At 57.9% G+C, this 22,468-nt stretch carries 27 protein-coding genes and 1 other RNA gene; 11 read left to right on the plus strand and 17 right to left on the minus strand.

Annotated features, from left to right (window positions below):
- Positions 1–33 precede the first annotated feature (33 nt).
- The 7 genes from AC2FLO_RS07970 to AC2FLO_RS08000 all read right to left on the minus strand — a co-directional run bounded on the left by AC2FLO_RS07970 (position 34) and on the right by AC2FLO_RS08000 (position 7,186).
- Complete coding sequence (locus AC2FLO_RS07970; protein WP_496752772.1) at positions 34–702, minus strand: nitroreductase; 669 nt, start codon at positions 700–702, stop codon at positions 34–36.
- A gap of 65 nt (positions 703–767) precedes the next feature.
- Positions 768–1,871, minus strand: a complete 1,104-nt coding sequence (locus AC2FLO_RS07975; protein WP_480582811.1) for a TFIIB-type zinc finger domain-containing protein — start codon at positions 1,869–1,871, stop codon at positions 768–770.
- A gap of 47 nt (positions 1,872–1,918) precedes the next feature.
- Entirely contained in the window at positions 1,919–3,067 is a 1,149-nt protein-coding gene (locus AC2FLO_RS07980) for an SPFH domain-containing protein (RefSeq protein WP_496752771.1), read from the minus strand.
- 22 nt (positions 3,068–3,089) lie between these two features.
- Positions 3,090–4,046: a DUF2927 domain-containing protein gene (locus AC2FLO_RS07985; protein ID WP_496752770.1), complete on the minus strand. Its 957-nt coding sequence runs from the start codon at positions 4,044–4,046 to the stop codon at positions 3,090–3,092.
- Between the two features lie 13 nt (positions 4,047–4,059).
- Complete coding sequence (locus tag AC2FLO_RS07990) at positions 4,060–5,250, minus strand: toxic anion resistance protein (protein WP_496811668.1); 1,191 nt, start codon at positions 5,248–5,250, stop codon at positions 4,060–4,062.
- A gap of 30 nt (positions 5,251–5,280) precedes the next feature.
- Positions 5,281–6,195 carry a 5-bromo-4-chloroindolyl phosphate hydrolysis family protein gene (locus AC2FLO_RS07995; RefSeq protein WP_496752769.1) on the minus strand — a complete coding sequence of 305 codons (915 nt, stop codon included), beginning with the start codon at positions 6,193–6,195 and terminating at the stop codon, positions 5,281–5,283.
- Between the two features lie 175 nt (positions 6,196–6,370).
- Positions 6,371–7,186, minus strand: coding sequence for a pseudouridine synthase (locus AC2FLO_RS08000; protein ID WP_496806595.1), 816 nt, complete (start codon positions 7,184–7,186; stop codon positions 6,371–6,373).
- Positions 7,187–7,247: 61 nt separating this feature from the next.
- Here AC2FLO_RS08000 and AC2FLO_RS08005 point away from each other — a divergent pair, with 61 nt between their 5' ends.
- Complete coding sequence (locus AC2FLO_RS08005; RefSeq protein ID WP_496752767.1) at positions 7,248–7,706, plus strand: nucleoside deaminase; 459 nt, start codon at positions 7,248–7,250, stop codon at positions 7,704–7,706.
- 25 nt (positions 7,707–7,731) lie between these two features.
- Here the strand turns inward: AC2FLO_RS08005 and AC2FLO_RS08010 are convergent, their stop codons facing one another.
- Complete coding sequence (locus AC2FLO_RS08010; RefSeq protein WP_496752766.1) at positions 7,732–8,703, minus strand: adenylate/guanylate cyclase domain-containing protein; 972 nt, start codon at positions 8,701–8,703, stop codon at positions 7,732–7,734.
- Positions 8,704–8,710: 7 nt separating this feature from the next.
- Positions 8,711–9,403, minus strand: coding sequence for a metal-dependent hydrolase (locus AC2FLO_RS08015; protein WP_496752765.1), 693 nt, complete (start codon positions 9,401–9,403; stop codon positions 8,711–8,713).
- 59 nt (positions 9,404–9,462) lie between these two features.
- On the opposite strand from AC2FLO_RS08015, the gene AC2FLO_RS08020 reads away from it, so the two are divergent.
- Positions 9,463–10,134 (plus strand): ceramidase domain-containing protein, encoded by a 672-nt coding sequence (locus tag AC2FLO_RS08020; RefSeq protein ID WP_480582833.1) that lies wholly within the window; start codon positions 9,463–9,465, stop codon positions 10,132–10,134.
- Between the two features lie 75 nt (positions 10,135–10,209).
- Here AC2FLO_RS08020 and AC2FLO_RS08025 read toward each other — a convergent pair whose 3' ends face one another.
- Both AC2FLO_RS08025 and AC2FLO_RS08030 read right to left on the minus strand, forming a co-directional pair.
- The gene (locus AC2FLO_RS08025) at positions 10,210–10,773 is read right to left on the minus strand and encodes a DUF4202 domain-containing protein (RefSeq protein WP_480910001.1); all 564 of its coding nucleotides are present in this window, start codon (positions 10,771–10,773) and stop codon (positions 10,210–10,212) included.
- A gap of 156 nt (positions 10,774–10,929) precedes the next feature.
- The gene (locus AC2FLO_RS08030; protein ID WP_209504628.1) at positions 10,930–11,088 is read right to left on the minus strand and encodes a hypothetical protein; all 159 of its coding nucleotides are present in this window, start codon (positions 11,086–11,088) and stop codon (positions 10,930–10,932) included.
- A 228-nt stretch (positions 11,089–11,316) separates the two neighbouring features.
- On the opposite strand from AC2FLO_RS08030, the gene gatC reads away from it, so the two are divergent.
- The 5 genes from gatC (at position 11,317) to rnpB (ending at position 15,031) form a co-directional block, all read left to right on the plus strand.
- A complete protein-coding gene (gatC, locus tag AC2FLO_RS08035) occupies positions 11,317–11,604 on the plus strand; it encodes an Asp-tRNA(Asn)/Glu-tRNA(Gln) amidotransferase subunit GatC (protein WP_267365979.1) in 288 nt (95 codons plus the stop codon).
- Positions 11,605–11,607: 3 nt separating this feature from the next.
- Positions 11,608–13,095: an Asp-tRNA(Asn)/Glu-tRNA(Gln) amidotransferase subunit GatA gene (gene gatA / locus AC2FLO_RS08040; RefSeq protein ID WP_496752764.1), complete on the plus strand. Its 1,488-nt coding sequence runs from the start codon at positions 11,608–11,610 to the stop codon at positions 13,093–13,095.
- Between the two features lie 39 nt (positions 13,096–13,134).
- Positions 13,135–13,839, plus strand: a complete 705-nt coding sequence (locus AC2FLO_RS08045) for a hypothetical protein (protein ID WP_496752763.1) — start codon at positions 13,135–13,137, stop codon at positions 13,837–13,839.
- On the plus strand, positions 13,790–14,509 hold the full coding sequence (locus AC2FLO_RS08050; protein WP_496752762.1) for an N-acetylmuramoyl-L-alanine amidase: 720 nt from the start codon (positions 13,790–13,792) through the stop codon (positions 14,507–14,509). Before AC2FLO_RS08045 ends, AC2FLO_RS08050 begins: the two co-directional genes overlap by 50 nt.
- Before the next feature lie 124 nt (positions 14,510–14,633).
- An RNA gene (rnpB, locus tag AC2FLO_RS08055) (RNase P RNA component class A) lies at positions 14,634–15,031 on the plus strand.
- 6 nt (positions 15,032–15,037) lie between these two features.
- On the opposite strand, the gene AC2FLO_RS08060 is transcribed toward rnpB, so the two are convergent.
- From AC2FLO_RS08060 to AC2FLO_RS08070, 3 genes are all read right to left on the minus strand, one after another.
- Complete coding sequence (locus tag AC2FLO_RS08060) at positions 15,038–15,370, minus strand: GYD domain-containing protein (RefSeq protein WP_209504623.1); 333 nt, start codon at positions 15,368–15,370, stop codon at positions 15,038–15,040.
- A 66-nt stretch (positions 15,371–15,436) separates the two neighbouring features.
- The gene (locus AC2FLO_RS08065; RefSeq protein ID WP_496752761.1) at positions 15,437–16,279 is read right to left on the minus strand and encodes a DUF2182 domain-containing protein; all 843 of its coding nucleotides are present in this window, start codon (positions 16,277–16,279) and stop codon (positions 15,437–15,439) included.
- A gap of 14 nt (positions 16,280–16,293) precedes the next feature.
- Positions 16,294–16,929: a DUF1326 domain-containing protein gene (locus AC2FLO_RS08070; protein ID WP_267366945.1), complete on the minus strand. Its 636-nt coding sequence runs from the start codon at positions 16,927–16,929 to the stop codon at positions 16,294–16,296.
- Positions 16,930–17,207: 278 nt separating this feature from the next.
- Here AC2FLO_RS08070 and AC2FLO_RS08075 point away from each other — a divergent pair, with 278 nt between their 5' ends.
- The 3 genes from AC2FLO_RS08075 (at position 17,208) to AC2FLO_RS08085 (ending at position 18,932) form a co-directional block, all read left to right on the plus strand.
- Positions 17,208–17,915: a DUF533 domain-containing protein gene (locus AC2FLO_RS08075; protein ID WP_267366943.1), complete on the plus strand. Its 708-nt coding sequence runs from the start codon at positions 17,208–17,210 to the stop codon at positions 17,913–17,915.
- A 127-nt stretch (positions 17,916–18,042) separates the two neighbouring features.
- Positions 18,043–18,210, plus strand: coding sequence for a 50S ribosomal protein L33 (gene rpmG / locus AC2FLO_RS08080; RefSeq protein WP_037309480.1), 168 nt, complete (start codon positions 18,043–18,045; stop codon positions 18,208–18,210).
- A 215-nt stretch (positions 18,211–18,425) separates the two neighbouring features.
- A complete protein-coding gene (locus AC2FLO_RS08085) occupies positions 18,426–18,932 on the plus strand; it encodes a hypothetical protein (RefSeq protein WP_496811669.1) in 507 nt (168 codons plus the stop codon).
- A gap of 183 nt (positions 18,933–19,115) precedes the next feature.
- On the opposite strand, the gene AC2FLO_RS08090 is transcribed toward AC2FLO_RS08085, so the two are convergent.
- Together AC2FLO_RS08090 and AC2FLO_RS08095 are read right to left on the minus strand one after the other, a co-directional pair.
- Positions 19,116–19,892 (minus strand): Bax inhibitor-1/YccA family protein, encoded by a 777-nt coding sequence (locus AC2FLO_RS08090; RefSeq protein ID WP_480582853.1) that lies wholly within the window; start codon positions 19,890–19,892, stop codon positions 19,116–19,118.
- 183 nt (positions 19,893–20,075) lie between these two features.
- Positions 20,076–20,285 carry a DUF1127 domain-containing protein gene (locus tag AC2FLO_RS08095; RefSeq protein ID WP_496752760.1) on the minus strand — a complete coding sequence of 70 codons (210 nt, stop codon included), beginning with the start codon at positions 20,283–20,285 and terminating at the stop codon, positions 20,076–20,078.
- A gap of 126 nt (positions 20,286–20,411) precedes the next feature.
- Between AC2FLO_RS08095 and AC2FLO_RS08100 the strand changes: the two genes are divergently transcribed.
- Positions 20,412–21,293, plus strand: a complete 882-nt coding sequence (locus AC2FLO_RS08100) for a LysR family transcriptional regulator (RefSeq protein ID WP_480516174.1) — start codon at positions 20,412–20,414, stop codon at positions 21,291–21,293.
- A 6-nt stretch (positions 21,294–21,299) separates the two neighbouring features.
- Here AC2FLO_RS08100 and AC2FLO_RS08105 read toward each other — a convergent pair whose 3' ends face one another.
- The gene (locus tag AC2FLO_RS08105) at positions 21,300–22,256 is read right to left on the minus strand and encodes an NADPH:quinone oxidoreductase family protein (RefSeq protein ID WP_496752759.1); all 957 of its coding nucleotides are present in this window, start codon (positions 22,254–22,256) and stop codon (positions 21,300–21,302) included.
- Positions 22,257–22,468: the final 212 nt, after the last annotated feature.

Here is a 22,468-nt window from a genome sequence, read left to right on the forward strand (position 1 = left end):
CCCCTTTGGCGATTATCTTGCCTGAGCGATGGTTTAGCCGCGCCAGTCGACAAAGTCACCCAGCGCGGCACGATCTGTGCGAAAGTTATTTGCGGGATGCTTTCTGTCTGAATACCCAAAGGAAATCGCGCACAGGATCAGACGGTCTTTCGGGATCTGAAAATATCTGTGCAGGAACGGGCCATACGCAGCTAATGCGGCCTGAGGAATGGTTGCCACGCCCAACGCCTGCGCTGCCAGCGAGAAAGCCGTAACAAACCCTCCGCAATCCATTGCGCCATATGGTCCAAGTTCCGCCGGGCTTGAGACGATGGCGCAATGCGGTGCGTCGAACAGAGCGAAGTTGCGCATCATTTGTTGGGCCGATCCTGCCCGGTCCCCGCGCTCCACACCAACTGCTTCATACAGCGCCCAACCGCACGCGCGGCGGCGGTCTTGATAGACGCCGGAGTATGACGCGGGAAACGGAAGATCGGGGGCCGGTGCGCCTGTTTCAGCTTCGTTTTGCATCGCCGCACGGAACCTGTCGGTCTCTGCGCCGCTTGTGATTACCAATTGCCACGGCTGCGCGTTACACCAACTTGGGACCCGGGCCGCGCTGCCCACGATTTGTTCGATCTGCTCTTTTGGCACAGGATCGGGCAGGAAGGCCCGGCAGGAATGACGTTTCTCCAGAAGGTTATTCAGTTCTGCAAATGACACGGGCGCCTCGTTTCTACGTCTCGACCCTTAGGATGATCATGCCGTGCGTTTTGTACAAGTGGCTGTTATTGCTGCCCGTTAGCCACCAGATATCCGACAACCCCGGCAACCAGCAGGCCCAGAACAACGGCAATCGTGATCTTGATGGCGGACCAGGGGCGTTCCCCCTGAACCCGTCCGGTTCGGCCGTTCACCACAAATCGATAGGTCTGCCCGCGATATTTGTAGGCCGCCATCCAGATTGGCAGCAGAATATGTTTGAAGGTGACATCGCGCACCTCAGTGTCCACCGCGTGGATACGTTGCTTGTCGCCCCCAATATCGAAGCGAACATCCCGTTCGATCACGCGCGCCATATGCGCGCGGGCCTCGGTATAGCCCTCATTTAGTTCAACTGTATATGCCTCGGCGCGAAATCCGGCGAGGTATTCTGGCTGGTAAGATTCAAGTGCCGGCAGATCCCAAGGCTGCAACGCGTCAGTGTAAGCCTTGGGCAACGACTGCGAAGCCAGCACCAGGACATCGTCAAAAAACCGCGCAACACGACCCGATTTGGGCGACCAGCGCACCTTTGGTACTTGTTGCTGAACCCGTTTACCGTCCCGCATCACAGTGTGGGTTTCATAATAGATCACGCCGCGCTCACCTCGGTAGGCGGATTTGGTGTCGGCATCAAAGGTCCAGTACGGCACATAAATGCCCTGCATCTTGCGGCCCTTGCGGGCATAGTCCTTCAACCCGTTTGGCGCGAACCATAACCGCCCCAGCCAATCGCTCATCGCCTTATGCGCCTCGCGCTCGTCGAAGGCAAAAGGCAGAACGCCCTTCGGCTTGATATGCCGGTTCACGCCGGTGTCGGTTACCACCGGCGTGGCACAGAACGGGCATTCCGCAGCGTGCGTGTTGGGGTCGAATTCAACCTGCGCTGCGCAGTTCGGACAGGACAGAACGCGGGTCTGTTCCAGCTCGCTGTCAGGCAGACGGTCCGCAATGGCCGCGTCAAAATCCAGTTCGCGCAGGCTGGCACCTTGCCAAGGACCCGATCCGATAGGTTCGGAATGACCACAATGATCACATGTTAGCGTACCGTTGCTAGGACTGAACCGGTAATCCGCGCCGCATTGCTGGCAGGGGAAGCGGTGCTCTGCAAGGTCAGGGGCGTGTGTCATACATTACCCAGAAGTGTCAGGACAGATGGAGGAGTATCGCGTTTTGGTCAGGTCCCCGGCGGCGGCGGAGGCAGAATGGTGAACAGTTGTGCAAGTTCCTGCACGTCTCCAGCTTTCTTCCAGCCGTCCTGGCCCGCGGTCCATACATAGGTCTCGCGCGTCAGATCGCCTTCGCTGGCCATACGGCCCATCCTGGCCTTGGAAAACGGGCCGCTGGTCTGCCCATCCACGGCAATATGCCAAACATGCTCAACTGGTGGCGGGGGCGGCGGGGCCACATGGGCTGCCGGTCGTGGGGCAGCGGGGGCAGGCGATCCCCACGGGCCGCTTGGCTGGCCCGCTGCCATGTTCGACATCTGCTGTGCCATCGCCATGCCCATTCCCATGCCAAGACCTGCGCCCATGCCACCGCCCTGGCTTGGGTTGCTGGCCGCAGCCGTCATCGCCTCGGCTGCGGAATACTGTGTGAATTTGCCCAGATCTCCGGCCAATCCCATCGAGGTCCGCTTGTCCAATGCGGCCTCGACCGCAGGCGGAAGCGAGATGTTCTCGATGTAGAATTCCGGCATCTCCAGCCCATAGCCTTCCAGCACTGGGGAAACTTCGGCCGCGATCAATTTGCCCAGATCAGCCGTGTTCGCTGCCATGTCCAACACAGGAATGCCAGACCCCGAAATAACGCGGCTGAACTCCTGCACAATGATGTTGCGCACCTGAAAGCTGATCTCGCTCATGGTGAATTCGCCGTCAGTTCCAACGATTTCCACAAGGAACCTGGCCGGGTCTTTGACCCGAACGGTATAGGTGCCATAGGCGCGAATGCGGGTCGGACCAAACTCGGGGTCGCGCAGCATGATCGGGTTCTTGGTCCCCCATTTCAGGTCGTTGAACCGGGTCGTGTTGACGAAGTAGATCTCGGACTTGAACGGCGACTGAAAGCCATGATCCCAGTGCTGTAATGTGGTCAGGATCGGCATGTTGTTGGTCTCAAGCATATAGAGACCTGGCGTGAACACATCTGCCAATTGCCCTTCGTGCACAAATACAGCCGCCTGACCTTCGCGCACCGTCAGCTTGGCACCGTATTTGATTTCATGGCCTTCACGCTCGAACCGCCAGACCATGATGTCGCGAGTGTCGTCAACCCAATGGATGACGTCAATGAATTCTCCGGTCAGAAAATCGAATATTCCCATTTGGGTTCTCCTGTCCTTGGGGTCAGAGCGGCTGCCCCATCAATTCCCGGGCAATGACATGCACGATGGGGCGGGCCTGATCGACTGTCACGCCGGGCTCAAGCCGCTTGTCATAAAGCATTGTCAGCAGTTTTTCATCATGGCTCGTCAGCAGGGCAAACTCGTCATCATCATTGAAGATCGATGGGCGCGCTGCCGGGCTATCGTTCGACAATCCCAGCCCCTGTGCGATTTCTTCGTGGATACAACTGCGACGGACCAGATCAGTCAATTCGGCCCGGATCAACGCAACGGCGCGTACATATTTATACGGAGACGCCGTTGTCGCCGAGGCAAAAACAAAACAATCGAAATTCGATCTCGGATTTGCGACCAGATCAAGCGAAGCCTGACTGATATTCGGGATCAGCTGTTTCAGTCGTGACACCACATAGGTGCTGTCGTCCTTGCCCGCGAAGAAGACGTGGAAATTTGCGTTTCGGGAGACCACGGAAATCGGATGATCCGTCAGCCTCGCCAGGCGCGAGGCAAAGGACTGAACCCGTTCCGCATCCTGTTCCCGTACAGCAGGCAGCACGGAAGGCCCAAACTCAGTCTGGATGCGCACCGGTCCCGACCAACGGCTGAGCTGCCCGTCTGTCTGGCGCGAACCGATGGAAACGTTTTGGGTCGGATATTCGCTGTAGAACGCAATCGCTTCGAAATTTCGCGCCAGATCCTGGGCGTCATAAGGCGTATCGGGCCCGCCCCCGTCTGTCCGCAATAACCCCCGCACCAGAAGGTCGCGTTCGACACGCTGGTAAAACCGCGCCAGATCCTGACTTGCGGCAGAGGGCGGTACATAGGCATTCGCCGCAACAGAAACAGGCGCCGGGCGCGCTTGCGGCGCAATCGAGGATGTCAGTGTTTCATCGCAATTGGCCAAAGCCAAAAACGCCGCCGTCCCCAACCCCAGTTTCAGATATGTAATATCCCGCACGCCCAGTTCAGCCTCAGCCGGGGACAGCGGTTCCGGCGTTGTCGCCGGTCCCGTCTCGACGCGCCTTGGCGGATGCCAGAGTGTCGCGCAGTTCCGCCTCCATCTTCTGCAGCTCGGCCTCGGCCGCGGCACGTTTGGCTTTTCCTTCATCCGCAATGGCCAGGCTTTCGTTGATGGTGCCGATCAGGTCTGCGTTGGCCTTTTTGACAGCTTCGATATCGAACACGCCGCGTTCCATTTCCTCACGGATCATCTTGTTCGACTGACGCAGATTGGCAGCATTCGAAGTCAAAAGCTCGTTGGTCAAATCGTTGGCGTCGCGCACCGCGGCGGCAGCTTCGGCGCTGCGCTGAATGGTGACGGCCTGTGCCAGTTGCGTTTCCCACAGCGGCACGGTGTTCACCAGCGTCGAGTTGATCTTCGTGACCAGCGACTTGTCGTTCTCCTGCACCAGCCGGATCGACGGAAGCGACTGCATCGTGACCTGACGGGTCAGTTTCAGATCGTGCACGCGGCGCTCCAGATCGTCACGCGCGGCGCGCATGTCCCGCAGTTCCTGCGCTTTCATCATCTGTTCTTCTTCTGGCGCGGCCTGAACGGCGGCTTCCCTTTCGGGGATGTCATGGCTGTCCAACTCGGTCAGCTTTTCTTCACCCGCTGCGATGTACAGCGCCAGTTCATCGTAAAAACCCAGAGTTTTCTCGTACAGCAGGTCCAGCGATTTGATGTCCTTGAGCAGTGTATGCTCATGTCCCAGAAGATCGTCGGTAATGCGGTCGATCTGCTCCTGAACTTCTTCAAACTGAGCGGTAAATTTCGCAAATGGTGCGGCTCTGCCCAGCAGCCTTTCCCACCAGCTACGCTCGCGGCGCACGTCCAGCTCACTGACCGAAAATCCGCGGATCGTGGTCACGATATTGCGCAGGCTGTCGCCTGCCGGGCCAACATCCTTGTTGCGCACATCCGCAAGCATGGCCTGACTGATTTCCTGCAATTCGGCCTGAGCGGAAGACCCGAAAGCAACAATCGAGTTGGTGTTGCCCATGTCGATCTCGTCCATGCGCTTGCGGATCTCGGCACTCACGGGTTCATCGGCTTCTTCAAGCGAGATAACCTCGGCCTTTGGTTCGGGCAGGGCAACTGCGGTGACTTCCTGCACCAGTGTTTCGGCCTGAGCCGCCTTGTTCTTGATCTCATCGGACATGGGGATGTTCCTCGCTCAAATAATGGCCGGTCAGTCCAACCGGACGCCTTCGCGCTGCAGTCTTTCGCGCAGCACGTCGATTTCGACCGTCAGATCACTGCGGTCATCCAATAGCATTTTCCGCGTACGCGCGGCAAAATTCTGTTCCAGATCATCCAGCAAGGCGACATAGTCTGTCATCGCCTGGGCATCACGGGTCCGGGCGTAAACATCGGCAAACTTGACCGTCGCATCACGCGCGCCCTGTAGATAAACCGTCATGTATTTTCGCGCGCCCGCCAGATCGCGGGGGTCTTCCTCGACCGTTCGAAAAAGGTCACGTGCGGTGTCCTGAAACCGTTCCAAACGGGCTTCGATCCGGCGATCACCCGCGCGTTTGATGGCGTCCGTCATCTCGGAAAGACGGTTTTCCGCATCCTCAACGACCCGGGCAACGCGATCTTGCTGAAAGGTGTCAATTCCTTCCATGCCCTTGTTCTTCATCGGATCAAACCCGAAGGAGGCCGAATGCAGCACGGTTGCTGCAGCGCCGAACAAGACGGGGGCAAGCAGGCTGACTTGCGATGACGTTTCCGCATTCAGAAACTCGGTCCGGTAGGACGCAAGAGCGGCGCCCAGACCTGTCAGAAGGCTGGCAAAGATTTTACGGGGAAACGCAGGCCGGCGGGCAGCCTTACGGGCGTTAAACGCGGCTTCGGCCCGCAGACCTTCCCGCAGCAAAAACGCAGCTGCCGTCAGCAGGCCAGCTGCGATCAGACCAATGGTCATGCCAATCGCGCCGTCGTTCAGCGACAGAAATACCAATGGGATGGCCGGTATGAACAGGACATTGGCACGCGCACCCGCAGGTTCGACCCGCGCGCCATCGAATTGCCCACGGGGCTGAAGAGTGTCGCCGGACGCGTTGTCCTGAGGGCTGTATTTGCCGCCAAATCGCTTTGCCATGCGTTACAAGCCCCCAAGCACGCCTGTGCACACGCCAAACAAAAGCACCAGCAATACGGCGTAGGCGAATTTTTGCACTCCGCTTCCGGACATCACGCTCCCCAAATAGCAGCAATCACAGAAAATTTAGGGGATACGCAGGCTTGGCGCTAGGGGGAAGGTTGCCGAACCTGCATCACTTGCGGGGATTCTTGCCGATGGGCGGGCGTTTTCTTTGTGGTCGCGTCGGGCGTTTGTGGGCCGCTTCGGGTTTGGCATCCGAATCCAGCCCAAGTTGATCGCGCATAACGCGGCGGCGGATTTCTTCGACTTCGCCCGGCTTCAGATTGCCCAACTGGAACGGGCCATAAGAAACCCGCAACAAACGGTTCACATTTAAACCAATATCTTCCATCGCGCGACGGATTTCTCGGTTCTTTCCTTCGCGCAGACCGATGGTCAGCCAGGCATTGGCCCCTTGCTGGCGATCCAGCGTGACGGTCATCGGCTGGAACCGCTCTCCCTCAATCACCAGCCCTTTGCGCAACGGTTCGAAATCTTCGTCTTTCGGGCGGCCGTTTACCCGCACACGGTATTTGCGCAACCAGCCGGTCGCGGGCAGTTCAAGTTTACGCTTGATAGCGCCGTCATTAGTCAGCAGCAGCAGACCTTCGGAATTCAGGTCAAGCCGGCCAACGCTCATCACCCGAGGCATGTCTTCGGGCAGCTTGTCGAAAATCGTATCGCGCCCTTTTTCGTCGCGGGTTGTCGTAACCAGCCCAGCGGGCTTGTGATACAGCCACAAGCGCGAGGGTTCCGGTTCCGAGACCGGTTTGCCGTCGACCACGATCTTGTCTTTCGCCGTCACGTTCAGGGCGGGGCTGTCGATGGTCTTGCCATTCACGGCCACGCGGCCAGCTTCGATCATGCGCTCGGCCTCGCGCCGCGACGCGACGCCAGCGCGGGCCAGGACTTTGGCGATCCGGTCGCCGGGAGGAGGGGTCTTGTTCATGTCTGGGCCATACCCTATCCCGCGCGCTTGCGAAAGGCAGGTTTCTGATGCAGTCAGGGGCATGGTGTTCAAATCGTATATGGAACAGGCGCTGCGTGAGGCGCGCGCAGCAGCGGATCGCGGCGAAGTGCCCGTTGGCGCGGTCATTGTCGGGCCGGATGGCTCTGTTGTGGCGGAGGCAGGAAACCGGACGCGTGAGTTGAAGGATCCTACCGCGCATGCAGAAATCCTGGCTTTGCGCGCGGCCTGTGCCAATGCCGGATCTGAAAGACTGCCCGGACATGATATCTATGTGACACTGGAACCCTGCGCCATGTGTGCAGCGGCACTGGCGGCCGCGCGCATCCGGCGCGTTTACTATGGGGCGTCCGATCCCAAATCCGGCGGCGTGGCCCATGGCGCGCGGGTTTTTTCCCACCCGCAAGCGCATCACAAGCCCGAGGTCTATGACGGCATAGCCGCCAAAGAATGTGAAACCCTGCTGCTGGATTTTTTCGCGGAAAAGCGAATAGAAAAATGACCGGGATCTGACAGGACGGCCACTGTCAGTTCCAGTCCAGGCGATACACTGTCTGCTGCCCGCCGAACCCTTTCAGTGCGACCGATTTTGGCGAGCTAAATCTCAGACCGCCCTCCGGGCTGACCAGCAATCTGGTCACGTCGGTGACATGAATTTCATTCGGGCCACTTACGTCTGTCACGCGCGCGGCCTTATTGACGACGGACCCGAAGAAATCCTCATCTTTCTGTATGACGTCGCCGGTATGAATTCCAATCCGCAGACCCAGAGGTGTTTCGGAATTTGCCAATGCGTTCTTTCTTTGCAGCTCGATTGCTGCCTGAATCGCATCCTGGACCGTCGGGAAGATCGACATCGTGCCATCCCCAAGGGATTTGACCAGTCGTCCCTGATGGGCTTGGATAAGGTGTTCAGCCAGATCAAAATGACCGGAAATAAGCTGGGCCCATTTTTTGTCACCCAAGTGCCGGGTGATATCTGACGACCCGACAATGTCAGTGAACATGACCGAGGCGGTTCCCTCGGTCTGATCCTGTGTGAACTCCTGCTTTGCGGCTTCGATCAGTGCATTCAACGCCGAATGCTCGATGCCGATCTTTTTCATGTTCGAGGTTGGGTTAGACACATGCAGCTGCACCATTTTCCAGACGCCGTCTTCCAGATGCAGAACAAATGTAAAGCGGTGCCAGGCTGAATTGCCGTTCGAATGAAAGGTCAGCGTCGCTTCGCAAAATGCCCAGCCTACATCCCCACATTCAAACGCTTCCAGCGAATGTTCCTGCCAGTCATAGTCCGGGATTTCCTTGGTGTGATCCGCGAAGCCACGGCGAAACACCTGCCCGGACCATGCCTCTTCATCCGCCGAGCCCTGATACCGCAGGTGTTCCGAAGATGACAGCATATTGACCAGCGCAGCCCGATCCTTGTCATGAACGGCCTGATTCCATCGCCGTACAACTGCGATCAGTTCCGGTGAAGGGACAATGTCGCTGGTCATATCATCCCTACAGCTTTATCGCCTGCATAACCTGCGGTTCGATGACGTCTACGCCAGACAAAGCACCTGCCAGCGCCTGAGCGGATTGCTCAAGAATCGGGAAGGTCTTGTAGTGGCAGGGAATTACCGTCTTGAAGTTGAAGTATCTTTTGGCGGCGTAGGCGGCAGCTTTCATATCCATGGTGAAATGCCCGCCCGCTGACAGGATGCCGACATCGGGTTTGTAGTAATCCCCCATCCAGTCCATGTCGGCCATGATGTCGGTATCACCTGAAACATAAAGCATGCGCCCCTCGGCACTGATCATGAAGCCGACCTCACTGCCGCCTGTGCGCAGGCCGTCCGGTGTCGAAAAGGTCGAGCTGTGAGAGGCCGGGACCATTGTTACCTTGACCCCGTTCAAGTTGACCGTGCCGCCCTTGTTGAAACCAATGGTCTCGATGCTTTCGGCTTCGGCCCAGTACCCCATCAGGTCATATTGTCCCACAACCGGAATCTTCAGGTGTTTGGCCAAAGGCAGAACGTCGACGACATGGTCAAAATGCGTATGGGTCAGAAGGATGTGGGTGGCGCCATCAACGGCGGCGTCATGCTGTTCCTCGGGCAAGACCGGGTTGCCGGTCAGCCAGGGGTCGATTAGCAGCACCTGTCCCTGGGTTTCGATACGGAAACTTCCATGGCCCAACCAGATAATGTTCATAATTATTTCCTCCCAATCATTCTGTTGGCGGCAGCCTAACATCGGATAAGTAAATTTCCATGGATTGGTTTCGTGAAATAGACGGGTACTGCGAGCGGCTGTCTCCAGCCTACTGGGCCGAGCCCGTTAACGCGGTCACAAACGCTGCTTTTCTGATTTGCGCATGGGTCATGTGGCGGCGCGTGCGCAATCAGAACATGCCGCTGGCCAAGGTTTTGGTGGCGCTTCTGGCGATCATCGGGTTTGGCAGTTACCTGTTCCACACGCATGCGCAGGTATGGGCGGCTTTGGCGGATGTCGCGCCCATACTGTTGTTCATATTGGTCTATGTTTTTGCGGTGAATAAAGACATCTGGAGGATGCCTTTGGGGGTGGCGTTCGGGGGAATGCTTCTTTTTCTTCCCTATGCGACGGCTGCTGTCCCACTGTTCCAACATGTTCCGGGGCTTGGAGGGTCGGCGGTTTATGCGCCGGTCCCTTTTCTGATCCTGATCTATGCTGTTCTTTTGCGTGGCCGTGATCCGATTCTGGCCAAAGGACTGACAATCGGGGCGTTGATCCTGATCTTGTCGATTACCTTCCGTGCCCTCGATATGCGTTTCTGCGGCCAATGGCCGGTGGGGACACATTTCATGTGGCATCTCCTGAATGCCATTATGCTGGGCTGGATGATCGAAGTGTATCGAGCGGCCCTCATCAGGGGCCGCGTCACCCAAACTCGTGGATCATGAGCAAATGGCGCGGAGGCCTGTCGTGACCATCCTTCAGACTTATTATTCGGTCGATGAAACGGCGTTGGCCTTTTCTCAGTCTTGAAAGGCTGCGGCCAGATGATCCGGCAGGTCGAATTCGCTTAAAACCCGTGCGCGGCCCTCGGGCGACATCTTGCGGGCAGTCTTTTCAACAATGCTCTGGATTTTCTCGGCTGAGTGTTTCGCCGCAAAGGGCTGGAAATACCATTTCAGAAACACAAAGCAGATCACATCTTCCAGCGCCTGCACCTCTGCATCGCGTTTGATGCCTTGCTTGCGCAACATGCGACCCGCGGCTTCGGCCTGCTCAGCGTCATAGCCTTCTTGGGTCATCAAACTCATCACCACGTCCGCGTGATGCACACCTTGCGCCTTGCGCCAGGCCAGATAACCCGCCCGACCTTCCGGAAATTCATTGCGGGCAAGCTTCCACCGCTCCACATGTTGACCACGCGCCGCAATCTGCAAAGCGTCGGACGCGCCTGGAAACAGGCGGTCAAGCTCTGCGCTCATGCGCTCGCCGTAAAGCTGCGCTTCGGGGCGACCATCATCGCGGTTGGGGTCATTTGCATTCGCCGCATCGATGGCATCCAGGACCGCTTTTTTTTGCGTGTTCATCAGCTGCTCCACTTGCTTGTCAGAACCGCAAGTGCCTTATGCAGTTCCCTTTTGGTATTTGCAGCAATGCTAACGACTCGCTTTGGGCTGTGCATCTCGAAAATGCGCTTTGGCCGGGTCGGAGAGGGGAAATCCGACCCGGCCGCAACCTGCGCGTCACTTTGCAGGTTTAACCTTGTCCTGAGTGACCGGTTCCGTCACGGGCGAGGGGAAGGTCAACGTGCGTGTCAGGTTGCTTGTGTCGATACCCAAGGCCATGGCCGGTGCGGCCAAAAAGGTGGCGGACAAGACTGCGGCAATCATCAGGGGTTTCATGTTTTTCTCCGGTTTGCGTTGTGTCGCACAACTAGAAATGAACAGTACAGTACAGTTTTCAAGGACAATATTGAACTAATTAGTTTACTTTTTTGCATACCACTCATTCAGTTTTGAATGGCGGGTGTCATGCGGTGGATCTCAAACTCGGGACGGCCCATGGCGCAGCGGTCTTGCGACTGCCGCAACAGACAGGTAAATGCCCCATAACGTAGATGAGGGAAGCCGATGTCGATTGACCAAAGCACCGCCGCCAAAGTGGCCAAACTGGCCCGGATCAAGGTCGAGGATGACGCGCTGCCGGCGCTGGCATCCGAGTTCAACACCATCCTCGGGTTCATCGAACAGCTGAACGAAGTGGATGTCGAAGGTGTCGAGCCGATGGTCTCGGTCACGCCGATGCGGCTGAAACGCCGTAAGGACGAGGTAACCGACGGCAACCAGCAGGGCAAGGTGCTGGCCAACGCCCCTGACGCCCGCGAAGGGTTCTTCGCAGTTCCCAAAGTGGTGGAGTAAGACATGAGCGAGCTGAACAAACTGGGTCTGGCCGAGGCGCGCGATGCGCTGCGCTCCGGTGACGTCACTTCTGTCGAGCTGACCGACGCCTGCCTGAAAGCCATTGACGAGGCAGATGCGCTGAACGCCTTTGTCCACAAGACACCCGAACTTGCAATGGAGCGCGCCAAGGCCGCGGATGAGCGGATCCGGCGTGGCGACGCACCGTCGATGTGTGGCCTGCCGATCGGCATCAAAGATCTGTTTTGCACCAAGGGTGTGCCGTCGCAGGCGGCATCGAAAATCCTGGAAGGGTTCAAGCCGGAATACGAATCCACTGTTTCACAGCAACTGGCCGACGCAGGCGCGGTGATGCTGGGTAAACTGAACATGGACGAATTCGCCATGGGATCGTCCAACGAAACCTCGACCTATGGCAATGCGGTCAGCCCGTGGCGCCGTGGCAACGATGATGCGGAACTGACACCGGGGGGCTCCTCTGGCGGGTCTGCATCTGCCGTGGCTGCTGATTTGTGCCTGGCTGCGACAGGTACCGACACCGGAGGCTCGATCCGCCAGCCTGCGGCCTTCGTTGGCATCACGGGCATCAAACCCACCTATGGTCGTTGCTCTCGGTGGGGTATCGTCGCCTTTGCGTCCTCGCTGGATCAGGCAGGACCAATGACCAAGAACGTGCGTGATGCAGCGATCATGCTGGAAACCATGTGCGGACATGACCCCAAGGATTCGACCAGTGCCGAACTGGCGGTCCCGAATTTCGAGGCCATGCTGACCGGTGACATCAAGGGCAAGAAGATCGGTATCCCGAAAGAGTACCGTATGGACGGTATGCCCGCCGAGATCGAAAAACTCTGGGCCGATGGCGCAGCGATGCTGAAAGCCGCGGGGGCCGAGATTGTCGATATCTCGCTTCCGCACACCAAATACGCGCTGCCGGCCTATTACGTGATTGCTCCGGCCGAGGCATCTTCGAACCTCGCCCGTTATGACGGTGTTCGCTATGGTCGCCGTGCACAGCTCGCGCAGGGCGATGGCATCACCGAGATGTACGAAAAGACCCGCGCCGAAGGTTTTGGCCCCGAGGTGCAGCGCCGCGTGATGGTCGGCACATATGTGCTGTCCGCAGGTTTCTATGACGCCTATTACAATCGCGCACGCCGGGTCCGGACCCTGATCAAGAAAGACTTCGAAGACGTGTTTGCTGCGGGCATCGATGCCATTCTGACACCGGCAACCCCTTCGGCGGCTTTCGGTCTGGGGGAAATGACCGAGGCGGACCCTGTTCAAATGTATTTGAACGACGTCTTTACGGTTACCGTGAACCTCGCTGGCTTGCCCGGTATCTCGGTCCCCGCAGGGCTGGATGCACAAGGTCTTCCCTTGGGGTTGCAGCTGATCGGGCGCCCGTGGGAAGAAGGTGACTTGCTCAACACCGCTTATGCGCTGGAAAACGCAGCCGGTTTTGTGGCCAAGCCCGGCAAATGGTGGTAAGCCTTCGGGCAAGTGAATTACTGAAGACGGAGCCAATTAATGCGTGTTTTGCTTTTGGTCCCGGCCCTGACACTGGCTGCGGCCTGCACCAATGTCGCGCCGTTGACCAGCACGGGTTTCAACACGCCTGAATATCAGGCGCAGCGCGAGGCTCAATTGGCAGGCCAGGGTGGGGCGATCAATCCGCTGCTGGCTCCGGTCGATGTTTCCCAGCAACCACTGGGCACACCGGGATCATCGACCTTTGCAACAGGTGAGAATGCGGACATCGCCAACCAGACCGCCGCAGCGTTGGCCAGCACGTCCGGGCAATCCTCGGTCTCCGCGTCGCCGTCTTCCGGCTCCAACAGCAGCGCAATCTCTGACGAGCAGGACTTCGCGGCCGTGTCCGAGAGGCGCAGCATCCAATCCGATGCCGCCCGGATTGAGCAAAACCGCCAGACCTACGAAGTCGTCGCTCCAACCGCCGTGCCTGAGCGGACGGCGAGCGGCCAACCGAATATCGTACAATATGCGCTGAGCACCACCAATCCGGTGGGCACGCAACTCTACAGCCGTTCCGGTTTCAACCTGCAAGCCAAGGCACAGCGGAACTGCGCGCAATTCCCGTCACCGGATCAGGCTCAGATCGAATTCCTGTCCAACGGCGGTCCGCAACGTGACCGCAAGGGGCTGGACCCGGACGGCGACGGCTATGCCTGTGGCTGGGACCCCAGCCCGTTCCGCAGTGCCGTTAACAACTGACGCCTTAACGCCGATCTGGCATCCGTCTCCGAGTTTCGGCAAGCGCCGGGGCGGGCTGTTGCCATCCTTGATCGTGATCCACTATACGGCCATGGACAGCGCGCAGGCGGCTCTGGATCGTCTGTGCGACCCGGCTTCCGAAGTTTCGGCTCATTACCTGATCGGGGGTGATGGCACCCTGTGGCAAATGGTGCGTGAAGAAGATCGCGCCTGGCATGCCGGGGCAGGGGAATGGGACGGCAAGGACGACATCAACTCGCGCTCGGTTGGGATCGAACTGGAAAACACCGGCAAACATCCGTTCTCGCAGCCGCAAATGGCGGTGCTGGAACAGTTGTTGCCCCTGATCATGACCCGCTGGTCCATTACTCCGTCCGGGGTTATCGGGCATTCCGACATGGCGCCCGGGCGAAAATCCGACCCTGGGCCGCGCTTTGACTGGAACAGGCTCGAAAAGCAGGCGATGGCCAAACCGCGCGGCACAGGAGTTGATCCGATTTCACCCGATGCAGAAGCATTTCGCGCCTCTGCTCGGATGGCAGGTTTCACCGCCCCCGTGGACGATGCAAAACTACTGGCCGCTGTCCGATTGCGATTTCGCCCCTGGGCGAAAGGTCCGCTGGACATGGCGGATATGAATGTGCTCACCCCGTCGGACACAACAACCTGATCCGCTCTTCATCAGGCTAAAAATATCCCGGGGTTGAGTTGGCCGCAGGCCAAGAAAGGGCTGGCCCCTTCTCAGACCTGTCAGCTCTTGACGCCGCAGACCACAAAGCCTACCCAGCCCGGGCGCGGAGGGCCGGATGGCCGCTGGGGCGTATGCCCGAGAGGAAAGTCCGGACTCCACAAGACAATGGTGCCGGGTAACGCCCGGGCGGGGCAACCCGACGGAAAGCGCCACAGAAATCAGACCGCCCAGGGCCTCGGCCCCGGGTAAGGGTGAAACGGTGGGGTAAGAGCCCACCGCGTCCCTGGCAACAGGGGCGGCACGGCAAGCCCCACCGGGAGCAATGCCAAATAGGGTCCCCGCGCGGGCCGGTCGGCGCAAGCCGATACCGCCGCTAAGCGCGTCTTGGCCGAGAGGGACCGGGTTGGCAGCTTGAGCCGTGCAGCAATGCACGGCCTAGAGGAATGGTCATCGAAGGGGGTAACCCCGGAACAAGATCCGGCTTACAGGCCCTCCGCGCGTGTCTACTTATCCTCCGGGCGGCGTGTAGGTCCCCGCCAATCTTGCGGCTTTCTCAGTGACCGAAACGAACTCGTCCGCAGTCCAGGCCCGAACCGTTTCTATGTTCGTGACCGCACCCGATGCCGCGACCGCCATGCCGACCGCCACAGCATCTGTTCCGTCTGGCGCTTCGCTGATCACGACCACGTCATTGCTGCCGGTCGTCATGTAAAAGGATAGCAGTCGACCGCCGACTTTCTCCAGCAATGCTTTCACTGGGCCGGTACGGTTCTCGGGCTTTTGCAACATGCCTTTGACACCAGCTTGCGAATAAGTTGCGTAGGTAATGAAAACAGGCATTGGTACCTCCTTTTTAACGAGAAATCACAGGGCCTTTCAGTCAGCCGCCCCGGGGGCCGTCTTGCGTCAGATGCCGGAGATCAACGGTGCCGCGATGTGCCAAAGACCTGCTCCAATAAGCGCCACACCTGACACCGGCGCCAGCCACCGGGCTGTCGGCAGAAGCTTTTCCAGCGCGACATAGGCGGCAATGCCAACGATCCAGTAGAGGTTCATGATCCCTCCGACGAACAGCAGCAGCATCAACGCCCAGCAGCAGCCCAGGCAATACGTGCCGTGCAGGGCTCCGGTTCTGAGCGCGCCGAAGGGTCCGGGCCGGTTGTGACCGGCCAGAAACCTTGCGGGGCTTTGGCAGTAACGAAGGCACGCATTCTTCAAACTTGAAAACTGATAGAACCCGGCAGCCAGCAGAACACTTCCCGCGAAGGGGCCAGAGCGGATTGTCATCATCGGCCCGCTTGACAGCCCGATATGTTCCAATCCCCACTGCAATGCCGTTGCAGTCAGGCTGAACGCACCCCAGGTCACCAGATAGCCCAACAGGAAACACAGGCTGAACGTTGCGGCGCGGTCTTTCTCAGGGCCCATGCGCTTTGTCGCTGCAAACAAAAGCACGGCTGGCGCGGCACTTGGGGTCATCATGGCAATCATCATGATCCACCACATCAGGAAGATGAGCAGAGTGTAACCGAAGCTCCAGGCGGTTGCGGAACCCATCTGCATGGGCTCCCCAACCGGCCCTGCCATGCGGGTCATTTCGACCGCAGACATTTTCATCCCGACGCCGGCAACTGTGTACCAGGTGGCAGCAAGAATGATCAGAAGGACGCTGCCCAACACGATTGCATTGTCCTGCCTCAACAGCCGCTCAATCGCCCCGGCAGGGGCTGTCGCACTCTGTCTGGTCATGAAAGAGTCTCCGGCTACGCGCCCAGAACACCGTGACCCGAGAGGTTGAGATGTGCGAGATGGGCGTGCGTGGCATCAAAGGTAAGGCTGATCTCACCGCCCGTTGTTTTGGCCGACCCCGAGGCAGCCTCGGCGTGGCGGTACTCAAAGCCATTCGGCAGCTGGATTGATGCCCTGTGCGCAGCGCCCGATACGATATGAGGAATCGGGCTGACCTCAACGTCGAATACCCCCGGAACCTTGGCGTAGCCGCTGCGGTCATCGCGGTTCCAGTTCAATTCGATTGGGACAAAAAGCGTATCATATTTCGTCGGGGCCATCGCACTGTAGACGTACCACATGGTTGCCATTTCATCGGTGTCTTCGCCGGTCATGATGGCCTGCAATGCTGCGCGCTGTTCGGCTGTAGCACTTTCGTCAATAATCAGTTGCATCTGACCATTGCCTTCGTGGATCGGTCCCGGCCAGTGATAAACACCTGCTGCCCGCAAACCGGCCAGATCAGTATCGCCATAATGCCCGCTTTCGATGTCGAAAACGACAACAGCCTCGCAATTTCCGTGTGATGGAAGAACGCTGAATTGGCAGGGACAGCCGAAATTGCAATTACAATTGGCCAGTTCTTCGCCCTGAATAACCCATTCTGTCATGATTGCCCCCCAAGAAAAGCTGCGTAAAACAACACTGCTCCGCGCGGGCATTACCTGTTCACACTGCCTTGGTCGTCGAGCCTGAAGTTGGCCTCTTGGACGTATCAGTTGCGGCAAACCTATCACGATATCGTGATATGTACAAACTTATTCACTGTCTTTTGGTCCTCATCGGCTTGGAAATTCAGTCCGGAATCCCGTGGGGGTTGAACGTGGTATTCGCCTTTGCATTCCTTTGATAGAACTGGGGCGTATTTTGAAAAACCGGGAGGATTGTCATGAGCTTTATGAAGACACTTGCGTCCGTTGCAGTTGGTTTCGCGGCTGCGAAGGGGATGGAGAAATACCAGAAAATGGGCGGAATGGCTGGCTTGCAGGACATGATGCAAGGCGCAGGCGGCGGCCTTGGTATGGATCAGCTTGGCAAAATGGCCGAACAGTTCGGCCTTCCCGGAGGTGCGACAGGCCTTCAGGACATGATGGGTAAGATGGGGCTGGGTGGCAGTGCCGCAGGTGCCGCCGGTCTTGGCGGGCTTTTGAATGCGATGCAGGGGGCGGCCAGAACTGGCAGCCAGCAGACCACCGACATGATGGAGACGGTGTTTGGCGGAACACCAGCCGGGGCTGCCATGGAAGCTCAGGCCAAGCTCATGTTGCGGGCGATGATCCAGGCGGCAAAGGCAGACGGCGAGCTGGACGAGCACGAGAAAGAAACGATCCTCGGAGAGTTGGGCGATGACATCAGTGACGAGGAACGCGCATTCGTGCAGGAACAACTGAACGCACCTGTCGACGTCATGGGTCTGGCAGCTGATTCTGGGGCACCGCTCAGAACGCAGATTTATGCGACATCTCTGGCGGCAATACGGTTGGACAATGATCGTGAGGCCGCATATTTGCGGCAATTGTCCACTGCGCTGGGTCTTTCGGACAGTGAAAGGGACCAGATTCACAGCTATATGGGCGCGCCAACGTTACCGGGTTGAACCTGTGCCCGATTCCTGGGCCGGGATCGTCCGATTGGCCTTGACATGCACGGCGTAGCGCGTAAAAGCGCACGCTCATAGGAATTCAACCGAAAGGCCCCTGCCTTTCCGGACGCAGGAGATAACCATGGCGAAGCCGACGACAATCAAGATCCGTCTGAACTCGACCGCGGGCACGGGCCACTTCTACGTGACCAAAAAGAATGCGCGCACCATGACCGAGAAAATGACCATTCGTAAATACGATCCGGTCGTTCGCAAGCATGTCGAGTACAAGGAAGGCAAGATCAAGTAATCTTGCCGTTCCATTTGGACTTTCCAAAAGGGCTCTGCTTGGCAGAGCCTTTTTTGTGCTGAATTCCGGTGGTTTGTTACCAAGAATGTCAGCATGCCCACCTGGGGCCGTTGCAGGAGCGCATCAGCCACCGATGCAATCGCATGGCCTGTGGCTTGCTTTTTGTGCCGACCTGCAAGTACGCTTGAGCAAACCGCCACAAAATGTTGACCGCCATGAAAAAAATCTTGTTATCCACAATAGCCGTTCTGACTTTGGCGGCCTGTGAAGACCCGTTTAACCGCAAAGGTGTCGGGTTTACCGGAATCGATGGCGAACCCCGCACGATTTCCGACATTCCCGGAGCCGTCGCATTTCTGCCGCCTGAAACGAATGTCCCGGCCGAGCTGGCAGAACTTCAGACCGTTACTCTCTTGGCTGATGAAGTGGACCCCTCCAAGGTGGCAGCCGTTGCTATCGACAATGGCGGGCGGACGCCGGACAATGCGGTCCAGCTACAGGGCAGCGATACGAATCTGTTCCTGAGCACCGTCAGCGTCAACGGAACCTTGTATGGTGTCCTTCGCACACCGACGAACAGCGTAAAGGTCGACAACTCGGTCGGCGTTGGTTTCGCGCAAGAGGCTGAGCGTTTCACCGGGTGTCTGCCTGCCGGCGATGTGTTCCGCAAAGGCACGTCCGAGCGTAGTTCGGGCTTTGCTGTACCGTTGAATTGCAGCTAAGTCTTATACCTTCTGATGTATCAAGCCCTCGCTGATCTAGCGGGGGCTTTTTCTTTGCGGGGTACGCGGACGTCGTCGCCTTGTCCGCTAGGATTCATGTACCGGGCAAGCGCGATCGCAGCTGGTTCAAAACGAAAAAAGGCCGGTCCGATGACCGGCCTTTTCCCTTACATTGGTTTGCAATTACTCGCGGTTACCCAAGAATTGCAACAGGAACATGAACAGGTTGATGAAGTCCAGGTACAGGTTCAACGCGCCCATGATAGCGGCCTTGCCCAGCCATTCCTGATCGCCACTATGGGCCATTTGCAGGTATGTGTTCTTGATATTCTGGGTGTCATAGGCGGTTAAGCCCGCGAAGATCAGAACGCCGATGGCCGAGATTGCAAAGGCAACCGCCGAAGACTCCAGAAAGATGTTCACAACCATCGCGACGATCAGGCCGATCAGGCCCATCATCAGGAAAGTGCCCATGGCGGACAAGTCTTTCTTGGTTGTGTAACCATACAGGGACAGGCCCGCAAACGCGATTGCGGTGATCAGGAAGACCTGAATGACCGACTCACCGGTGAAAACAAGGAAGATCCAGCTGATCGAAACGCCCATCACCGCCGCAAAAACGTAGAACACCAGCTGTGCGGCAGCCGCCGACATACGGTTGATCCCGGCGCTGAAGCCGAAGACAAACAGCAGAGGTGCAAACATGATGACCCAGCGCAGGGGCGACGCGTAAATGCTATAGCCCAGCGATGTAAGATAGGTATCGGCATTCAACTGTGCCGCTGCGGCTGACGGATCGCTTGTGGTTGCCAGGCCTGCGATGGCCCAGGCTGCTGCGAATGTGATGAGCATGCCTACGGACATAGTGCCATAGACTTTGTTCATATGGGCGCGCAGGCCCTCATCAATCTCGGCAGCGCGCGCGCCGGCCGCCGTCCGGATCGTGTCGAATTGTGCCATCAAAGGGTCTCCCTTTACATAATTATTCAGCCCCCCGGCTGTGCGAGAAGCGTTCTAGGCAAATATCGGCAACTCAGGGCTGTGTTTCAAGTATTTACCGCGGAAAACCAACTAATTTACGCAACAAAAGTGACGGTCCGCATCAGCCGACCGCCACTCATGAAGTTACTATTTGATTTTGCATCACTTCTGCCAGAATTCCGGCGCGTCCCAGACGAAACGGCTGGCTTCGGCATCAGCCTCTGATCTGGAGACTCCGATGTCCTGAAGGGCGCGATCATCAAGCCGTGCCAGTTGGCGGCGTTGACGCTTCAGGGAAGCAGCACGCCTGATGATAGTGCCGAGCGATTGCTTCTGGGGCTTGCAAGGGCGATGAATGGCAATTTGGGTCATACTTATTGTCCTTTCGTGTGTTTACGATGGTTTCTCTCGTCTTTATCAATTTCCTTGATTGATATGGGGAGTATGACATATATTGAAAACGAATATTTTTGATGAAACACATAAGGAATCGTGAAGGTGCGGAATCTGGACATTACAACCCTGCGTTCATTTGTTGCTGTGGCGGATCAGGGTGGGGTGACGCGCGCTGCAGGTTTCCTGCATCTGACGCAATCTGCGGTCTCGATGCAGTTGAAACGGCTGGAGGAGCTGCTTGGCCTTCAGCTGTTGGACCGCAGTGGCAGAACGATTGCCCTGACCGCGTCCGGTGAACAATTGCTGGCTTATGCGCGCCGTATGATCGCGTTGAATGATGAGGTTATCTCGAAACTGACCGATCAGGCCTTTGAAGGTGAGGTGGTATTGGGGGTTCCTCACGACATAGTTTACCCGGCCATCCCACGGGTCCTGCAACGGTTCAACGCGGATTTCCCGCGAGTCCGAGTTCAGTTGGTGTCGTCTTATTCATTGCAATTGAAAGAGATGTACAAACGCGGCGAATGTGACGTGATCCTGACCACGGAACCGTCGTCGGTGGACGGTGCGGAAACCATTGCAGAGCTGCCCTTGCGCTGGATAGGTGCGCCGGGCGGGTCGGCCTGGCGCAAGCGTCCGCTGCCTTTGGCACTTGGACGTCGCTGCTTGTTTCGACCACAGGTGATATCGGCGCTGGATGCGGCCGGTATCCCCTGGGAGCTGTCGGTGGAAACTGAAAACGACCGCACAATCGAGGCCACGGTCAGCGCTGATCTGGCAGTGTATGCAGCACTGGAAGGTACCGAAGCCGCACATCTCGAACAGATCGAAGGCGGCGGTGCGCTACCGGACCTGCCTGCGCACATGATCAACCTGTATGGTGGAGAGCCGGGTCGAGACGCGGTTGTCGAAGCATTGGCGCAGTTAGTGCGTCAGAACTTTCGCCTCCTTGGAGGGACACAGCTGCGCGCCGTGGTGGGCTGATTGCGGTCAGGGGGTGATCACAATTTTGCCTGTCGATTTACGCTCTTTTAGCAACCGCATGCCCTGCGCGACCTCATCAAGTGGCAAGACGTGGCTGATGTGTGGATTGATGCGGCCCTCGGTGTGCCAGCGGAAAAGGGTGTCAAAACTTTCGCGTACGGCTTCTGGCCGGAATTTCAGATACCCGCCAATGTAAAAGCCGATCACGGTCAGGTTCTTGACCAGCAGATGATTGGCGGGGATTTGCGGAACTTCCCCGCCGGCAAACCCGATGGGCAGCAGACGGCCTTCGGGATTGGTGGCGCGGAAGGCCGCCTTGAACACATCGCCGCCGATTGCGTCATAAACGACATCCGCGCCGCCAAGCGATCTGACCCGAGCCCTTAGATCCTCTGAGGCATCAATCAGGTGATCGGCCCCTGCGGCGCGGGCAACGGCCAGCTTTTCGGGGCCGCGGGCCTGTGCGATGACGGTGGCACCCATGAGCTTGCCGATTTCAACCGCGGTCAACCCAACACCGCCTGCTGCGCCGGTGACCAGAAGCGTCTCACCGGGTTGCAGACGGGCGCGGTGGTCAAGGGCCATGTGACTGGTGCCATAGGCTATCTGGATCGCTGCCGCGTCTTCGAAACGGGTCGTGTCCGGCAGCGGGATCGCGCGATCGGCGTCGAAAACGCCATACTCTGCCAGACCGCCCTGACCGGAATAGACGGCGATCCGGTCGCCCGGCTTCAAGGTGGACACACCTGGACCGATGGTATCCACGACACCGGCGATTTCCATACCCAAAGTAAACGGCGCAGGCGGTGTATCCTGATACGTGCCTTTCTGCATCAGCAGATCAGCGAAATTCAACCCGCAGGCTTTGATCGCAACCCGCACCTGACCCTCAACCGGCTCGGGTTTCGGTACATCGCACAGCTGGGCAACTGCCCCGTCAGATCTAATACAATAGGCCTTCATTTGGTTCCTCACGTGCTTGGGGCATAGGCACGTGGGCTGTGCGAGATGTCAATTCCTTATGCGCGGCGTCCTGAAACGTCTGAAAATCTGTCGCATATCCAGCCGGGCCACACGAACAGCGGGCAGGGCATTTGACGCATACAACCACAGCCCTTGTGAGGGGGGATCGACTCAACCAGCTTGAAAAAAAATTCAAAACCGGCAATATTGGC

The organism is Ruegeria sp. TASC047 (assembly GCF_059612445.1).

Bases quoted from the DNA above. Each gene is read 5' to 3' on its own strand.
- AC2FLO_RS08000 (WP_496806595.1), bottom strand. From the start codon at position 7,186: ATGAACAAGACCCCTCCTCCCGGCGACCGGATCGCCAAAGTCCTGGCC.
- AC2FLO_RS07990 (WP_496811668.1), bottom strand. From the start codon at position 5,250: ATGTCCGATGAGATCAAGAACAAGGCGGCTCAGGCCGAAACACTGGTG.
- AC2FLO_RS08095 (WP_496752760.1), bottom strand. From the start codon at position 20,285: ATGACCCAAATTGCCATTCATCGCCCTTGCAAGCCCCAGAAGCAATCG.
- rpmG (WP_037309480.1), top strand. From the start codon at position 18,043: ATGGCGAAGCCGACGACAATCAAGATCCGTCTGAACTCGACCGCGGGC.
- AC2FLO_RS08045 (WP_496752763.1), top strand. From the start codon at position 13,135: ATGCGTGTTTTGCTTTTGGTCCCGGCCCTGACACTGGCTGCGGCCTGC.
- AC2FLO_RS08025 (WP_480910001.1), bottom strand. From the start codon at position 10,773: ATGAACACGCAAAAAAAAGCGGTCCTGGATGCCATCGATGCGGCGAAT.
- AC2FLO_RS08075 (WP_267366943.1), top strand. From the start codon at position 17,208: ATGAGCTTTATGAAGACACTTGCGTCCGTTGCAGTTGGTTTCGCGGCT.
- AC2FLO_RS08020 (WP_480582833.1), top strand. From the start codon at position 9,463: ATGGATTGGTTTCGTGAAATAGACGGGTACTGCGAGCGGCTGTCTCCA.
- AC2FLO_RS08090 (WP_480582853.1), bottom strand. From the start codon at position 19,892: ATGGCACAATTCGACACGATCCGGACGGCGGCCGGCGCGCGCGCTGCC.
- AC2FLO_RS08105 (WP_496752759.1), bottom strand. From the start codon at position 22,256: ATGAAGGCCTATTGTATTAGATCTGACGGGGCAGTTGCCCAGCTGTGC.
- AC2FLO_RS08005 (WP_496752767.1), top strand. From the start codon at position 7,248: ATGGTGTTCAAATCGTATATGGAACAGGCGCTGCGTGAGGCGCGCGCA.
- AC2FLO_RS08030 (WP_209504628.1), bottom strand. From the start codon at position 11,088: ATGAAACCCCTGATGATTGCCGCAGTCTTGTCCGCCACCTTTTTGGCC.
- AC2FLO_RS08060 (WP_209504623.1), bottom strand. From the start codon at position 15,370: ATGCCTGTTTTCATTACCTACGCAACTTATTCGCAAGCTGGTGTCAAA.
- AC2FLO_RS07980 (WP_496752771.1), bottom strand. From the start codon at position 3,067: ATGGGAATATTCGATTTTCTGACCGGAGAATTCATTGACGTCATCCAT.
- AC2FLO_RS08015 (WP_496752765.1), bottom strand. From the start codon at position 9,403: ATGAACATTATCTGGTTGGGCCATGGAAGTTTCCGTATCGAAACCCAG.
- AC2FLO_RS08050 (WP_496752762.1), top strand. From the start codon at position 13,790: ATGCCTGTGGCTGGGACCCCAGCCCGTTCCGCAGTGCCGTTAACAACT.
- gatC (WP_267365979.1), top strand. From the start codon at position 11,317: ATGTCGATTGACCAAAGCACCGCCGCCAAAGTGGCCAAACTGGCCCGG.
- AC2FLO_RS08070 (WP_267366945.1), bottom strand. From the start codon at position 16,929: ATGACAGAATGGGTTATTCAGGGCGAAGAACTGGCCAATTGTAATTGC.
- AC2FLO_RS08065 (WP_496752761.1), bottom strand. From the start codon at position 16,279: ATGACCAGACAGAGTGCGACAGCCCCTGCCGGGGCGATTGAGCGGCTG.
- gatA (WP_496752764.1), top strand. From the start codon at position 11,608: ATGAGCGAGCTGAACAAACTGGGTCTGGCCGAGGCGCGCGATGCGCTG.
- AC2FLO_RS08010 (WP_496752766.1), bottom strand. From the start codon at position 8,703: ATGACCAGCGACATTGTCCCTTCACCGGAACTGATCGCAGTTGTACGG.
- AC2FLO_RS07975 (WP_480582811.1), bottom strand. From the start codon at position 1,871: ATGACACACGCCCCTGACCTTGCAGAGCACCGCTTCCCCTGCCAGCAA.
- AC2FLO_RS07995 (WP_496752769.1), bottom strand. From the start codon at position 6,195: ATGGCAAAGCGATTTGGCGGCAAATACAGCCCTCAGGACAACGCGTCC.
- AC2FLO_RS08085 (WP_496811669.1), top strand. From the start codon at position 18,426: ATGAAAAAAATCTTGTTATCCACAATAGCCGTTCTGACTTTGGCGGCC.